This window comes from Pseudomonas ficuserectae (assembly GCF_024584585.1).
In the GTDB taxonomy this organism is placed as follows: domain Bacteria; phylum Pseudomonadota; class Gammaproteobacteria; order Pseudomonadales; family Pseudomonadaceae; genus Aquipseudomonas; species Aquipseudomonas amygdali.
On sequence record NZ_CP085684.1, the window covers coordinates 5923076 to 5938143 of the forward strand.

9 protein-coding genes, 2 rRNA genes and 3 pseudogenes are annotated in these 15068 nt (G+C 57.2%); 10 read left to right on the forward strand and 4 right to left on the reverse strand.

Annotated features, from left to right (window positions below; all coding sequences use genetic code 11):
* Positions 1-25: 25 nt before the first annotated feature.
* A complete protein-coding gene (locus tag LJU29_RS26615) occupies positions 26-1006 on the reverse strand; it encodes an IS5-like element ISPsy2 family transposase (protein WP_257112708.1) in 981 nt (326 codons plus the stop codon).
* Positions 1007-1194: 188 nt separating this feature from the next.
* On the opposite strand from LJU29_RS26615, the pseudogene LJU29_RS26620 reads away from it, so the two are divergent.
* The 3 pseudogenes from LJU29_RS26620 to LJU29_RS29815 form a co-directional block, all read left to right on the forward strand.
* Positions 1195-1338: pseudogene (locus LJU29_RS26620) on the forward strand (mechanosensitive ion channel family protein); the annotation flags it as partial.
* A gap of 115 nt (positions 1339-1453) precedes the next feature.
* Positions 1454-2560 (forward strand): annotated as a pseudogene (locus LJU29_RS29810) (FIST signal transduction protein); the annotation flags it as partial.
* Between the two features lie 555 nt (positions 2561-3115).
* Positions 3116-3472, forward strand: a pseudogene (locus LJU29_RS29815) (methyl-accepting chemotaxis protein); the annotation flags it as partial.
* Positions 3473-3535: 63 nt separating this feature from the next.
* Here LJU29_RS29815 and LJU29_RS26630 read toward each other — a convergent pair.
* Entirely contained in the window at positions 3536-5017 is a 1482-nt protein-coding gene (locus LJU29_RS26630; protein WP_005746949.1) for a YdgA family protein, read from the reverse strand.
* 153 nt (positions 5018-5170) lie between these two features.
* Here LJU29_RS26630 and LJU29_RS26635 point away from each other — a divergent pair, with 153 nt between their 5' ends.
* The 7 genes from LJU29_RS26635 (at position 5171) to LJU29_RS26665 (ending at position 14463) form a co-directional block, all read left to right on the forward strand.
* Positions 5171-5860 carry an HAD-IA family hydrolase gene (locus LJU29_RS26635; protein ID WP_005746950.1) on the forward strand — a complete coding sequence of 230 codons (690 nt, stop codon included), beginning with the start codon at positions 5171-5173 and terminating at the stop codon, positions 5858-5860.
* Between the two features lie 20 nt (positions 5861-5880).
* On the forward strand, positions 5881-6888 hold the full coding sequence (locus tag LJU29_RS26640; protein WP_054077449.1) for an aldo/keto reductase: 1008 nt from the start codon (positions 5881-5883) through the stop codon (positions 6886-6888).
* Between the two features lie 318 nt (positions 6889-7206).
* Positions 7207-7944, forward strand: coding sequence for a GntR family transcriptional regulator (locus LJU29_RS26645; RefSeq protein WP_010195575.1), 738 nt, complete (start codon positions 7207-7209; stop codon positions 7942-7944).
* A gap of 812 nt (positions 7945-8756) precedes the next feature.
* Entirely contained in the window at positions 8757-9533 is a 777-nt protein-coding gene (locus LJU29_RS26650; RefSeq protein ID WP_005759481.1) for a DUF3050 domain-containing protein, read from the forward strand.
* Between the two features lie 41 nt (positions 9534-9574).
* On the forward strand, positions 9575-10522 hold the full coding sequence (locus tag LJU29_RS26655; RefSeq protein ID WP_257111431.1) for a diiron oxygenase: 948 nt from the start codon (positions 9575-9577) through the stop codon (positions 10520-10522).
* Positions 10519-13953 (forward strand): non-ribosomal peptide synthetase, encoded by a 3435-nt coding sequence (locus LJU29_RS26660; protein WP_257111432.1) that lies wholly within the window; start codon positions 10519-10521, stop codon positions 13951-13953. Before LJU29_RS26655 ends, LJU29_RS26660 begins: the two co-directional genes overlap by 4 nt.
* A 33-nt stretch (positions 13954-13986) precedes the next feature.
* Positions 13987-14463, forward strand: a complete 477-nt coding sequence (locus LJU29_RS26665; protein ID WP_005759476.1) for an SRPBCC family protein — start codon at positions 13987-13989, stop codon at positions 14461-14463.
* A gap of 109 nt (positions 14464-14572) precedes the next feature.
* Here LJU29_RS26665 and rrf (LJU29_RS26670) read toward each other — a convergent pair.
* Both rrf (LJU29_RS26670) and rrf (LJU29_RS26675) read right to left on the reverse strand, forming a co-directional pair.
* Positions 14573-14688, reverse strand: a 5S ribosomal RNA gene (rrf, locus tag LJU29_RS26670).
* Between the two features lie 106 nt (positions 14689-14794).
* Positions 14795-14910 (reverse strand): 5S ribosomal RNA (rrf, locus tag LJU29_RS26675).
* Between the last annotated feature and the right edge of the window lie 158 nt (positions 14911-15068).

Consider the following 15068-nt stretch of genomic DNA (forward strand, 5'->3'; position numbering starts at 1 on the left):
CCTTTTGCGGTAACCATTTCCTGCATTACACGCGCACCTCTCCTGCGCTCGCCAACAAATGTCGGCGGGCCATCCACAGGTTTGACAGGGCGAACAACGTCACCATCTGCGCGGTGTTCTTGGCCAAGCCCCGAAAGCGCACTTTTTCATAGCCAAACTGGCGTTTGATGACCCGAAACGGATGCTCGACCTTGGCGCGAATCTGGGCCTTGGCCTTCTCGATTTTTCGGATCGCCTTGTACAAAATACTGCGTTTTCCGTGCTTTTTGTAAGTGCTGCGGCGGGCGGCAATCTGCCAAATGACCTTGCGCCCAGCGTGTTCTTCGCGCTTCTCGACCCCGGTGTAACCTGCGTCGGCGCAGACTACGTTTTCCTCGCCGTGCAGCAGTTTGGCAACCTGCGTGACGTCTGCCACATTGGCCGCTGTTACTACCACGCTGTGCACCAGGCCTGACTCGTCGTCGGCGCCGATGTGAGCCTTGGCGCCGAAATAGTACTGGTTACCTTTCTTGGTTTGATGCATCTCAGGATCGCGTTTGCCATCCTTGTTCTTGGTCGAACTGGGCGCGTGAATCAGCGTGGCATCGACGATGGTGCCTTGACGCAACGACAAGCCACGGTCGCCCAGATAACCATTAATTACGCCGAGAATCCCGGTCGCCAACTCGTGCTTTTCCAGCAGACGACGGAAGTTGAGAATGGTGGTTTCGTCTGGAATTCGCTCCAGGCTCAGGCCTGAAAACTGACGCAGGATGGTCGTCTCATACAGCGCTTCTTCCATCGCCGGATCGCTGTAGCCGAACCAGTTCTGCATCAGATGAACACGCAGCATCGCCATCAGTGGGTAGGCGGGCCGGCCACCTTCTCCTTTTGGATAATAGGGCTCAATCAGGGCAATCAAACCTTTCCAGGGCACCACCTGATCCATCTCGATCAGGAACAATTCCTTACGGGTCTGCTTGCGCTTGCCGGCATACTCGGCGTCGGCGAAGGTCATCTGTTTCATCATCGAAAAGCTCGGCGACTGGTGTCCGGAGATTTTGCCAAATTAGGAAGTCTTTTTCAGAGTTTCCTTAGCACTCGACGGCAGGCGCAGGCCATCTGCCTCCAGTCAAAACTACCAGTAGCCGGCCCCCTGCTTTTCCCTTCAATGTACGGCTCCGCTCGTCAGGCCATCTGCCGGGCGAGCCCTGCCCCGCGGTCGATGTGCATCTGTCCTCTACGACAGCCGATTCCATCACCCTGTCAGTACGGCCCTATTGCCACAATAATCACTATGATTCAGTGCATCGCCAGACGCTTGCCCTGATCAGAGCGTTGATGCTGAACATGTCCTGAGCGGCACGCATAGGCAAAATTCATCGCCCACCGGCTAACCTGAACCCGTCAGCAGCCGATTAAAAGACCTCGGCCTTTTTTACGGCCCCTGCCTTTTACTCTTACGGATTCAACCATGAGCTTTCTATCTCGTTTTCGGGCCGGCACTTCGCGGACCGGAGGCGTACTCAGTGTCATTACGTCCGCGCGGGAATTGAACGACACGCTGTCGGCGTTAAGTTTTGACCCGGTCTACCTGACAGGCTTCGTTTCACCTCACGTCGACTTCGGTCAGGTTGCCCAGTCTGTCGCGGCACGCTTTCCCAACGCCAAGATCAGCCTGTGCACAACATCCGGCGAACTGTGCTCCAGCAATGATTCGCTGTATTGCGCGGCGGGTAATCAGTGGGACCGGATCGTGCTGGCGCTGTTCGACTCAAGCGTTATCCAGAGTGCCGAGGTGGTGCATATTCCCCTGCACAGCGAAGATATTCGCGGCGCGGGCAAGCGACTGTCCATGCGTGAGCGCATTGCGCGGCTGACCGACTCGATCAAGCGCACTCAGGTCAGCACGCCTATCGACCACAGGGATACGCTGGCCTACGTCACCTTTGACGGGCTTTCGGCATCGGAGTCGTTTTTCATGGAAGCGCTCTACGAGTCAGGGCGTTTCCCATGCCTGTTCGTGGGTGGCTCTGCAGGCGGCAAAAGCGACTTCAAGAAGACGCTGATTCACGACGGTAAACGCAGCTACGAGAACCATGCTCAGGTGGTGTTTCTAAAGAGCGCAAAGAATGTGCGCTTTGGCGTCTTCAAGAGCCAGAACTTCGAGCCAACGCCACTGAGCCTGAGTGTCCTGACCGCCTCGCTGGAAGAGCGCTATATCAGCCAGGTGGTCAATTCCAGAGGCGAGATTGCCACGATGGTTGCAGCGCTGTGTGATGCGCTGAAGTGCGAGCGGCATGAGCTGGAAGGCAAGCTGGCGCAATATTCGTTCGCCATTCGGGTGGGCGAGGAACTGTTCGTACGCTCCATTGCGCGCATCGATTATGAAAGCGAGCGGGTTCATCTGTTCTGCGACGTGGCACCCGGCGAAGAACTGGTGATGGTCAAACGGACGTCGATGATCGACACCACGCGCAAGGACTTCGCGCGCTTTCTACAGGGCAAGTCCGGCAAGCCGTTGCTCGGCCTGTTGAGCGACTGCATTCTGCGTCGTCTGAACAACGGCAGTGAATTGGGCCGCATGAATGATGTGTTCGGCGAGACGCCAGTGGTGGGCTTCTCGACCTTCGGCGAGATTCTGGGTTTGAACCTCAACCAGACCCTCACCGCAGTGTTCTTTTTCAAGGTGCCGGAAGGTCAGCCGTTCCGCGACGATTACATCGATAACTTCATTGCCTATTACGGCGAATTCAAGGCGTTCTTCCTGCGTCGGCAGATCAAGAAGCTGGCCGGTTTGAGCCATGTGGTGGTCAAGCAGATCGACCAGTTCAAGCAGCGTAACTTTGTGCAAACCATTGACCCGAGTGGTCTGGACGAGCAGATCCGCCCAGTGTTCGGCGGCCTGAGCGATTTGGGCGATGTACTGGTCAAGGCTCATCAGGATCAGGAAGAAATCGCCGATCAGTTGCGCCACTACTCAGGCGAGCTGCATGTTTCGATGGATGAACTGTCCCAGACCATCACGCAGCAGGAAACGGTCATCGACAAGGCGGGTAATACCGTCAAGAGCCTAGTCAGCCAGGCCGACGAGGTCGTGCTTGGCTCTCGGGAGCTGGCCAAGTCCAGCCTGCGCATCCAGTCAGTCGTGCAGATGATTCAGCAGATCGCCGGGCAGACCAATCTGTTGGCGCTGAACGCCGCCATCGAGGCAGCTCGGGCCGGCGAAATGGGCCGTGGCTTTGCAGTGGTCGCCGATGAAGTGCGTCAGCTGGCGCAGAAAACCACGCAAAACGCGAATGACATCGGCACGGATATCGAGCGTCTGGCCGAGGAGATTCGCAAGGTTGCGCAGCATATCGAAGAGCAATCCCTGGAAGTCGGCACGCTCACCAGCCTGCTGGCGGAGCTGGAAGGCTCCAGCGACATGACCGCGGGCACCTCGCAACGTACCCGGCAACTGGCGGATACCCTGCGCGGGCTGACTCGGTAGCAGGGCCTCTGCTGTCAGGACGGTACATTGCCCGTCCTGACAGCAGGCCGTGTTGCAGGCAGCTTACTGGTTGCCCAGCACGCCGACCTTGCCCATCACGTTGCTCATGAATTGCTGCACGGTCATTTTCTGGCCATTGAAGTCGACCATCTGGTCGGCATAACGCAGGTCGGAAACGATGTTGTCACCATCGACCTTGGCCAGTTGCATCATCTCGGCCATGGCACTGGCCATGTCGCCAGCGGCCTTGGCCTGCTCGGCGATGACCTTGAGGTCGGTCTGGCCTTCACGAATGGCTTGCTGGGTAGCAAGATCGCGAATCATCGGCTTGGACAGGACAACCTTTGCGTTGACTTCGCCCAGACTTTTCAAGAGCAGCGAATCGGAAGGCTGATCGAGCGGGCCTGGATCGGCCAGGTCCACCGCGATGCGCATGTGGCTTTCGCCGTTGCTGGTCTTGAGCGAGAGTTTTTCCAGTTCGATATGCGGCTTGGCGATCAGCAGCTTTTTCATCTGGGTGTTCATCAGCTCTTGATCAGCCGGGTTCAGCTCAAGACGAAACGGACGTTTCTCCAGCGCGGCCTGCTGCTGTTGAGGCAGGATTTTATCCTGATACAACTGATACAGCGCCTGCGTGGCCACCACATCGAAGTTGGCTATTTTGAAGCCCATGTGCGCTGAGCCAACGTCCTTGCCTGCGTAGGAAATCATGCCGGCATCGTAGTTGATCTGGGCAGCCAGGTTACCGGCATCTTCCTGCGCCAGGTTGGTGTTGGTGAAGTCCTTGATCTGCACCGGCGGCTTGCCCACCACCTGAAAACCCGCACTCTGGATTTTCATGTTGGTGTGGCCCAGATAGAAACCGGACTGGCCTTTGGTGCCGCCCGTGTCAAAGGTCATGCCTTTGACGTCGATGCTGACCGGGCCGTCAGGCGACGCGACGTTGAGCTGCAGGTTTTCCATGTTGCCGGCCAGGCTGAATTTTTCGGCGTCGGCGGACGACTCTGCATTCAGGTCGAGCCCGGAAAACCTGAACGTACCGTCTACGTCGGTCATTTCCAGCGGGGCCATCTGCAGCGTGCCTTTGGTGGCGCGGTCATAGCCGATGCTGGCTTGCCCCTTGAGCGGTGGAACGTCCTTGCTCATGGCGAACCACTTTTCGGCGCTGGGGCTTTTCTCCATCTGGAAATTGCTCAGGGCCATGACGGGCAGCAGGTTCAGGGTCTTGAGGCGCGACAACGGAATGGGCCCGTGCTCGATCTGGTCGACAAACAGGAACTGGCCGCCCTGGGTGCTATCGGACAGGTTCTGGATGTCCACGCGATAGTGCGCCGTGCTGCTGAAGAAGTGCTTTTCCAGCGAGAGCATTTCCAGTTTGACGCTGGTGTCGGTGCCCTTGAACGACTTCGCGAGTTCCTGGTTGGCCTTGCTGATGGAGTCGGTCAGCGCGCCTTCCAGTTGATTGCCCGTGTACCAGGCGCCCGCCGTAACCAGTGCGCCCGCTACGACGATGACGCCAATCGCTATACCTGCTGATTTATTCATAGTGACGTGAAGATATCCGTTCTGATGATGGGAAAGTCGTACCGGGACTGGCAGCACAGTTGAAAACCGCGAAAGATTATCAGAAACACAGGGTAGCCACGGTATTCACGGAAACGTTAGGCTGAAACGAATTTGAGAACGGGATGTGATCACATGAGCGAGCAACACACCGAACGAGGCCCGATCAAGGCCGTCATTTTCGACATGGATGGCCTGTTGCTGGACACCGAGGGGGTTTATACCGAAGTCACCCACTTGATCGCCAGCCGCCACGGGCGCACTTTCGACTGGTCCATCAAACAGCACACCATCGGCCGCGGTGCCCGGGATTTCTCGGATTACGTGATCAAGGCGCTTGAATTGCCGATGTCGATCGACGAGTTTCTCGAAACCCGTGAACCGATGCTCGAAGAGCGTTTTCCCAAAGCGCCGGCAATGCCCGGAGCCGAGGCGCTGGTCAGGCATCTGGCAGCCCACAATATTCCCATCGCCGTGGGCACCAGCTCGTCGGTGCATTACTTCGAAGCCAAAACAACGCTGCACCGCGCGTGGTTCGAGCTGTTCGATACCGTCGTGACCGCAGACGACCCGGAAGTCGGCGCTGCCAAACCGGCCCCGGACATCTTCCTGGTCGCCGCCCGCCGCCTTGGCGTCTCGCCGAGTGATTGCCTGGTCTTCGAAGACTCGCCGTTCGGCGTGACGGCCGCCAAGGCTGCGGGCATGTACGCTGTTGCCGTACCGGACTCGCATATGCCGGTCGAGCAATACGAGCATGCAGACCTGCTGCTTGCCTCGCTGGCCGACTTCCCGCTCAAGGCGTGGGGGCTGCCTGAACTCGTCTGAATGACATGGAGATGTTGAGCATGAATTATCGAACCCTCGGCCAGTCCGGCCTCAAGGTTTCCACCCTGACACTCGGCTCGATGATGTTCGGCGAGCAGACCGGTGCCGAAGAGTCCCTGCGCATCATCGACAAGGCCAGGGATCAGGGCATCAATTTTATCGACACGGCGGATGTCTACAACGGTGGGCGCTCGGAAGAAATCGTTGGCCGGGCCATCGCCGCCCAGCGCAGCGACTGGGTACTGGCCACCAAAGTCGCCATCGGGCCAGCCGACGGCCTACCCAATCGCGCCGGTCTGAATCGCAAGCACCTCTTCAATGCCATCGAGAACAGCCTGCGACGTCTGGACACCGACTATGTGGATATCTATTACCTGCACAAGGAAGACCAGGACACACCACTTGAAGTGACCGTCTCGGCCATTGGTGATCTGCTCCGTCAGGGCAAGATCCGCTACTGGGGTGTGTCGAACTTTCGCGGCTGGCGAATCGCTGAAATCGTCAACGTCGCGCAGCGCCTGGGCGTAGACAAGCCGGTCATCAGCCAGCCGTTGTACAACATCGTCAACCGTCAGGCCGAAGTCGAGCAGATCACGGCAGCGGCGTATCACGGTTTGGGTGTGGTGCCCTTCAGCCCGCTCGCACGCGGGGTGCTCAGCGGTAAATACGCCCCGGACATCGCCCCCGACAGTGAAAGCCGGGCCGGACGTCAGGACAAGCGGCTGCTGGAAACCGAATGGCGCGTGGAATCGCTGCGTATTGCGCAGCGAATTCAAGAGTACGTGCAGGACAAGGGTGTAGGTATTGTCGAGTTCGCCATTGCCTGGGTGCTCAACAACCGGGCCGTGACATCGGCAATCGTTGGCCCAAGGACCGAACAGCAGTGGGACGGTTACACCAAGGCACTAACGGTTGATATTACCGCCGAGGACGAGGCATTTATCGATTCGCTGGTAACACCTGGGCATGCGTCGACGCCTGGTTTCAATGACGTTCAGCACTTTGTGTCTGGCCGCCTGACTCGCTGAGGCAGTACCGCCTGCGGCCTTATGCCGCGAACGCCATTCTAGTGCGCTCTGAAACGCCCGTTTCAGAGCGTTATGTCATGAAAGCATAACGTGAAATTCCTGTTATCTAAGAATGCCCGTTCGGTACACAGAGCGAATGAGCGCTAAGATAGACGCGTACTCATTGAGGCTCGCAGGGCTGAACCGCAACCCGGCGCTTGCAGCAAAACATGATGATGCTTCTATTTTCGCGACTTACTGGCAAGTCTTGGCTAGTCTGTCGGCAATCCAGCGATTAGTTGGACTTTATCCAGCCAAGGTTGATGAAGAAGTAGTCCGATGCGCAAATCAGATAGAGAAGCCTTTCTAAGCTCCGTACTGGGCAACGAGCAGCCTCCGGCGCACCTTGCCAGAACCGTGATTGAAGAAAAGCTGCGAAATGCCATTATCGATGGCAGTCTTCCCAGTGGCACGGCTCTGCGCCAACAGGAGCTGGCCACACTGTTTGGCGTCAGCCGCATGCCTGTGCGCGAAGCACTGCGCCAGCTCGAGGCGCAGTCGCTGTTGCGGGTCGAAACGCACAAGGGCGCAGTAGTCGCACCGTTGATTACCGAAGACGCAGTGGACGCTTATGCCTTGCGGATCCTTCTGGAGTCCGAGGCGTTGCGCTTGTCCATCCCGTTGCTGGACGCGGACGATCTGGCAGCGGCTGCAGGCTATATCGAGCAGCTTGAAGTCGAGACGGACTTTGGCCAGATCGGCAGGCTCAACCGGATGTTCCACTTGTCGTTGTATGCCAAGACTCACAACAAGCGCCTGATGCGTCTGGTTGAAGAAGGCCTGAACGAAGAAGAGCGCTTCTTGCGTTTCAATCTTTCCGCCATGGGGCTGGGCAAGCTTTCTCAGGATGACCATTGGCAGCTGCTGCGGCTCGCCGAACAGAAAGCGGTCGAGCCGTGTGTCGAAGCGCTGCAGTATCACCTCAACCGGGGTGTGCAGGCCGTCACCCAGTACCTGAACAGCAATAAGGCCATCAACGCCAAGCCAGCCCGTACAGCAAAGAAAACCCCCGCCTGAATCATTGAGACGGCTTATCCACAAGGCGATGACATGACGCCTGCGGATTAGCCGCTCGCACTTCCCCCGTGCTTTCCCAACCTATCTTCAACACCGGTCAGGCCTGACGCCTGGCCTGGCGTTTTTATAGCTATTTTCCTGATCTGCCGGGTGGCCCGACACAGGAATCAGGCAAACTCGACCGTAGCGCAGAGGAAACCAGCCTGAGGAGGTTCCTTGGCTACGGCTGAACTGTCCACGCGGGACCGGAGCAGTTCTGTGTTCATTTGAACCCAATGGACAAGGAGTTGTTAAACGGGGCAAACGACATTGGAAGTCATTTCCAGCATCGCCCATTAAAAACCCAACCACCTGATTATTCAGCATAACGGCAACGCTGAGTGAGGCATTCACTCATTATTGATAATTCTGACTCAATCAGTCGGAAGGGTTGCCTGCGTCCCTATAAAACATATTCCACGTGTTTTATATGGCAACTTACGCACCGTAAAAGCAACAACTTAAATATTATTAAAAAAGAATTGCGCACTGCATTAAATTTGTTTTAAGTTTTCTTCGCCGTCAGCGTAATTGACGGCACCCGGACTAAAAGCCGCAAATCATAAGGGCTGCAGCCCGGCTGATTGAACTTGTGCAAGCGTTTTAATGGACATAACCGACGTGCAGTTGCGGCAAATTATTGCCTCTGCCTTCAGGCCTTTGTTCGCCTTGCATTCAGGTCTTTCATCCTATTCATCCGGCACGGGCAACACGTTAAAACTTCGAATAACTGCACTGCCAACTACCGCTACCATGACCACAGGGACATCACCATGCATTGTGAGAAAACGCTGCTCGACCAAAAGAAAGTTGAACTTAGCCGTCACCCGATCTTTGCCGAAATCACGACGCTGGGCGTATTGCGGCGCTTTATGGAAACCCATGTATTCGCCGTCTGGGATTTCATGTCTCTGACCAAACGTCTGCAACAGGAACTGACCTGCACGCAATTGCCGTGGCTGCCACCGACCGATGCCTGCGCCGCCCGCCTGATCAACGAGATCGTGCTGGGAGAAGAGTCCGATGACCGATTGGATGCAGGTCATTACAGCCATTTCGAGCTGTACCTGGACGCCATGCGCGAGATTGGCGCGAGCACGTTACAGATCGAGCGTTTCATTGAACTGCAGCAGCAGGGCCTGCATTACACAACGGCCCTGCAACGGGTCAACGCAGGTCAGGCCGCATCGGCATTCGTGACGCACACCCTCGACACTGCCCTTCATGCGCCGGCACACAGCGTTGCTGCGGCATTTCTGCACGGGCGCGAAAGCGTCATCCCGCAGATGTTCCAGAGCATCCTCGACGACTGGGGCATCACCGTCGAACAGGCACCCACCTTTCGTTACTACCTGGAGCGCCACATCGAAGTGGACTCCGAGGACCACGGCCCGGCAGCGGAGCAGTTGCTGGCCCGCCTGATTGCTGGCGACGCGCAGCGTGAACGAGAGGTGTATCAGGCGGCTATCGCAGCGGTGGAAAGCAGGGTCCGGCTATGGGACACGCTGCGCATGAGCATGCGCGCGCCATTGATGCAGGCCAGTGCGTAAGAGCCGCTCGCAACCCCTGAAGCCTTTACAAGGAAGACATCATGAAAGCAGAAGACTACACGTCGTTCATCGATGCGTGGGAAGGCCGCGCCACCATCCGTACCCGTCCACGCAGAATGGTCGAGAACGATGAAAAACTGATCTACCCCCTCAGCCGTCAGCCGCTGGTGCTCAGTGACACGTTCACCCGCGAGTGCGCGCATTTACGCGATTACGCACTGGTGCAGAGCCTCTATAAATTCATCAACGATGTGGTGATCTTTGAAACCGAGATCGTCGACAAGACCGCACGCAGTATTGCCAAGGACAACTTCACGATTCGCTTCCCGTTTGCCTGCCGCTACGACGCGATGACAGTGGTGGTCGACGAGGACTATCACGCGCTGGTGGCGATGGACTTCATGCAACAGACCATCGCGCTGACGGGCATCGAGCCTATCCAGCTGCCTGACGAAATCGAACTCAGCCGGGCCATACCCGCCGCGCTGGCTCTGGCCCCGGAGCATCTGCGCAGTGCAGTTGAGCTGATCTGCGTGGCTATCGCGGAAAACACCGTGACCAATGATGTAGCGGCCTTCGCCAAGGACGACTCGGTCAAGCAATCGATCAAGGGACTGATGGCTGACCATCTGCTGGACGAGGGACGCCATTCGGGATTCTGGGCGCGGCTAGTACGAATCTACTGGCACACCGCAGATGAGCAGGATCGGGAATCCATCGCGCGCATCCTGCCGGTGTTTATCGCTCAGTATTTGACCAATGACATACAGAACGGCTTCGATTTCACCCTGATCGAGCACTTGCAGGTGCCGGACACCATCAAGCAGGCGCTCAAGGATGAAACCAGGGCCGTGAGTTTCCCAGTCAACCGCCACCACCCGCTGGTCGCCAATATCATGCGCTTCTTCAAGAGCAGCTCGATGCTGGACGATCCCTGTGTGCAGCGTGCGCTGGCGGACTATCTGCCGGTTCAGGGGACGCTGCAATGAAGCGCCTGGAGATTGTGCTCATAGGCCACAGCCTGACCCTGAGCGATCTGAATGCCGAGCTGCTAGACCACGGCCATGGCGTGCGGCACCTGTCTGACCAGCAGGCGCTGTATGCGTTGACGATGCCTGACGGTTGCGTCCTGATCGAGGACGGCAGTCTGGACCTTCGCGGGGTACGAGGCCACGGCACTCATCTGGGCCTGCGGGTCGGCTTCAGCGCGGCGCTGGCGCACGGTCTGCCTCGCCTGGAGCTGCTCTGCTGGCACGGACCGGCCAACGCGCGACGCCTGATCGCTCACGAGCGGCTGCCGGCCGAGGAGTCAGGCAACGGCCGGGTACTGCGTGATGTGGCTGTAGCAGGCATGGTGAGGATGGTGGCATTGCAGGTCAGCCGACTGTCCAGGGACGATGATTATTTCAACAGTCTGCCTACTGCAACACCCGCTCAGAGTGACCGGCAGGATGGTTTGCAGGCGATTGATCATTTGCTCTTCGAGCATCGTCTGAATCAGACAGAACAATCCCACCTGCTGAAGCGGGCTGAAACCTCGATCACCGAGCGGTTGGAACAGGCGCTGCTGATGTTTGCCGAACGTCCGGCACTGTCCGTTCGCAATCAGACGCTCAGCTATCGAGAACTGCACGCGCACAGCATCGCCATTCAGCGCCTGTTGCTGCCTTTGCTGGCGTCTGCGAAAGCCGACACGCCTCCGGTGATCGGCATCTGCCTGCCCAAGTCACCCGAGCTGTATGCGGGCATTCTGGCGATTCTGGGCTGCGGTGCGGTTTATCTGCCGCTTGATCCTGGCCAGCCTTTGCAGCGTCAGCAGTACATTCTGGAAAACTCGGGAGCAATGCTGTTGCTTCACGATGGCACGCACCCACTGGCCGCCGCGGAGTTTCCGGCACTGGATATTGCTGCGGTGCCTATGGGGAATGCCGTTTCAGCCCGCATGCGCGTTCATGCTGCGCAGGACGCGCCTTGCATGGCGCTGTACACGTCAGGCACCACCGGGCAGCCAAAAGGCGTATTACTCAGCCAGCGCAACCTCAGCCATTTCACTGCCTGGTACGCCGAGTATGTGAGCCTGCGCGAGCAGAGCCGGGTGCTGCAGTTTTCTACGTTAAGCTTTGATTCGTCGATCATCGACATTTTTCCCACCTGGCTCAATGGTGCCGAACTGGTGGTGCCTGATGAAGATCAGCGGCGCGATCTATTGCAACTGGTCAGCGTGCTGCAACAAGGCATCACTCACGCGTTTCTGCCACCGGCACTGTTGAGCATTCTGCCGCTGGATCAGCCTCTGGGACTGGAGCATGTCATGACCGGGGGTGATGTCTGTGAGCCGCATGTGATTGCACAGCTCACCAGGCAGTGTCATTTCCACAACCTGTATGGCCCCACCGAAGCCACCGTGTTAATCACGGCCTGTGAGTTCGCGCCGTCCAGCAGCAATCGGCATCTGGGACGACCGATTGCCAACAGCCAGGCATGGATTCTCGACGAGCAATTGCAGCCCGTAGCGGAGCAAACGCAGGGTGAGCTGTATATCGTCGGTCCTGGTGTTTGCCTGGGCTACGTAAACAATCCCCAGCTTACCGCCGAGCGCTATGTGTGGCTGACCAGGCCGGACGGGCAGCAACTGCGGGCCTATCGCACTGGCGATATCGCCAAGTGGACGGCTGAAGGCATCGTGCTGAGTGGACGCCGTGATAATCAGGTGAAGATTCGCGGCTTTCGGGTCGAGCCGGAAGAGATCGAGCATTGTTTGCGCGACAGCGGGCTGTATCGACAAGTGGCGGTGGTGATCGACGAGCAGCGACGCATTCTGGCGTTTCTCGCTCAACCGTATCTGGAGCATGACGAACAAGCGTTGAGAGCGCATGTGCAACGTCTGCTGCCTGACTACATGCACCCTGCTGTGTACACGACGCTGCCCAGTCTGCCGTTTGCCAGCAACGGCAAAGTCGATCGCAAAGCACTTCTGGAAATACCGCTGAGCTTCAGCGGGCAACGCACTGGTCGTCTGCCGCAGACCGAGCAGGAGCAAGCGCTGCTGGCGTTATGGGCCGAACTGCTGGAACTGCCGTCAGAAGATATCTCTACGGACGAAAGCTTTTTCAATCTGGGCGGTCATTCGATTCTGCTGTCACGTCTGTTGCTGGGGGTTCGTGAGCGGTTTGGGCGCAGCATTCCAATCAACCGTTTTATAGAAGCACCTACCGTCCTGACACTGGCCAGCCTGATCGACAGCGATGGTGCTTCGGCTTACACCATCAGTGCGCAGGCACTGTTGGATGCCGATGCGAATACCCCGATGACGACTTTGCCCATCAGCCAGTTGGGTGATGTTCACAAGGTAATTGTCACCGGTGCCAACGGTTTTCTCGGTGTGCATATCGTTGAAGCGCTGTTGAACTGGGGGGCGACAGAGATCGCCTGCCTGGTTCGTGAAGCTGCGGGGCAAAGCGCACAACAGCGTTTCGAGCATTCACTGCGGGAAAACCGTCTGGATTATCTGGACCTGAGTCGCGTGAAGGTCTACGCCGCTGACGTGACAAGGCCCAGGCTGGGTCTCAGTGAAGCGGTATATGAACGACTGGATAGCGAGTTCGGTGCGCTGGTGCATAACGCTGCCAATGTGAACCATGTGCAGGACTATGAAACCCTCGTCAAAGACAATGTTGCGCCGGTCTTTGAATGCCTGAAGCTGTGTGAGGGGCGCAGCAAAAAGATCTTCAACTTCGTCTCGACCCTTTCCGCCTGCAGTGCAGTCGATGCAGCCGGCAACGTGCTTGAACAGCCCGCTGCCGCTACCCCGCCGATCTACATCAAGAACGGTTACAACCTGTCCAAATGGGTAGCTGAGCGTGTTCTGCAGCGCGCGCGCGAGCAAGGTGCCTGGGTGAACATCTATCGGCCCGGCAACATAGCGTTCAACAGCGTCACCGGCGTATGCCAGCCGCAAAAAAACCGCCTGATGCTAATGCTCAAAGGCTCGCTGCAACTGGGTCAGGTTCCGGCGTTCGCTATCAACTTCGACCTTATGCCGGTGGACTTCCTGGCACGCTTCATCGGCTTCCATGCCAGTCGCTATCAACCGGAACACGCTGTGTTCAACCTGCATAACCCCGAGCCCTTGAGCTGGAGTAACTATGTGGAAGCCTTCCGCGGGGCAGGCCGTCAGTTCGAGTTGGTCAGCGTCGAGCAATGGCAGGCCCAACTCAGCCGTGTCGACAGCCAGAACGCTTTGTTTGGTGTGCTGGGTTTCTATCTCGACGGGTTTGAAGAAGACATCGGCGACATCTCGATGATCGAGTACCGCAACACCCTCAGCGGTATTCACCGTATGGGCGGGCATTACCCGCAGAAAACCCCTGAGCTGCTGCGCAAGGGCTGCGATTACCTGAAAGAAATCGGCTTCATCTGAATTGATACCCCACTGACGTAAATGGAGAAACACATGAGCACACTTCACAGTAATCTGAAGCCCGACACCCTTATCCGCAACCCGGTGTCGTGCCGAGTGGCTTCAGCCGTGGAAGTCCCCGGTAATGCAGCCAGCGTATGGGCTGTGGTCGGGAATTTTGGTGGTTTCCAAGCCTTCATACCCTCGCTGGACAGCATTGAGGTCACAGGGGAAGGTAAGGGCTCGGTTCGAAGGAAACTGTTCAAGGACGGCAACGTGGCCATCGAACAACTGAACTCCCGGGATGATCAGGCGCTGTACATGACCTGGTCACTGATCCACACCAGTTTACCGGTGAGTAACCTATGGGCGGCAATGACTGTTGAAGCTACCGGGGACGATGCGTGTGTCGCTCGTTGGACGATCGTTGCCGACCCTGTTCAGGGAGGCCCTGAAGGGGATGCATTTGAAGCGTTTCTTCAGGGGTTTGCTGACGGTGCGATGAGTAACGTAAGCAGCCTTTTTGGCTGATTCATGCACTATCCAGCCCGCTCAGCACGAAAGCCTGCGCGGGCTTTTTTGGGGCTCCATAACGACAAAACCCCTCATCGCAAACGCAATGAGGGGTTTCGGAATTCAATCTTGACGATGACCTACTCTCACATGGGGAAACCCCACACTACCATCGGCGATACATCGTTTCACTGCTGAGTTCGGGATGGGATCAGGTGGTTCCAATGCTCTATGGTCGTCAAGAAATTCTGTTGCCGATCCGTTAACAGGTAACGTCTCAGCGAATTTTGATGCTTCTACTTAAACAAAAACTCTCAACGCGTAAGCGATGAGGGTTTCTGGAATTTAATCTTGACGATGACCTACTCTCACATGGGGAAACCCCACACTACCATCGGCGATACATCGTTTCACTGCTGAGTTCGGGATGGGATCAGGTGGTTCCAATGTTCTATGGTCGTCAAGAAATTCGGGTACCGAGTCGTGCCATGCGGCGCGCTTCAGCAAATCGGGTATGTGATAGCTCGGTGCGTTTGTGACGCAAACTTTCGGTTCGTGTCATCTTCACAGTCACCGCAATCTGATGCTCCTGTCAGGAAGTCCATTCAAATTGCTTGGGTGTT

Bases quoted from the DNA above. Each gene is read 5' to 3' on its own strand.
- LJU29_RS26615 (WP_257112708.1), bottom strand. From the start codon at position 1,006: ATGAAACAGATGACCTTCGCCGACGCCGAGTATGCCGGCAAGCGCAAG.
- LJU29_RS26630 (WP_005746949.1), bottom strand. From the start codon at position 5,017: ATGAATAAATCAGCAGGTATAGCGATTGGCGTCATCGTCGTAGCGGGC.
- LJU29_RS26635 (WP_005746950.1), top strand. From the start codon at position 5,171: ATGAGCGAGCAACACACCGAACGAGGCCCGATCAAGGCCGTCATTTTC.
- LJU29_RS26640 (WP_054077449.1), top strand. From the start codon at position 5,881: ATGAATTATCGAACCCTCGGCCAGTCCGGCCTCAAGGTTTCCACCCTG.
- LJU29_RS26645 (WP_010195575.1), top strand. From the start codon at position 7,207: ATGCGCAAATCAGATAGAGAAGCCTTTCTAAGCTCCGTACTGGGCAAC.
- LJU29_RS26650 (WP_005759481.1), top strand. From the start codon at position 8,757: ATGCATTGTGAGAAAACGCTGCTCGACCAAAAGAAAGTTGAACTTAGC.
- LJU29_RS26655 (WP_257111431.1), top strand. From the start codon at position 9,575: ATGAAAGCAGAAGACTACACGTCGTTCATCGATGCGTGGGAAGGCCGC.
- LJU29_RS26660 (WP_257111432.1), top strand. From the start codon at position 10,519: ATGAAGCGCCTGGAGATTGTGCTCATAGGCCACAGCCTGACCCTGAGC.
- LJU29_RS26665 (WP_005759476.1), top strand. From the start codon at position 13,987: ATGAGCACACTTCACAGTAATCTGAAGCCCGACACCCTTATCCGCAAC.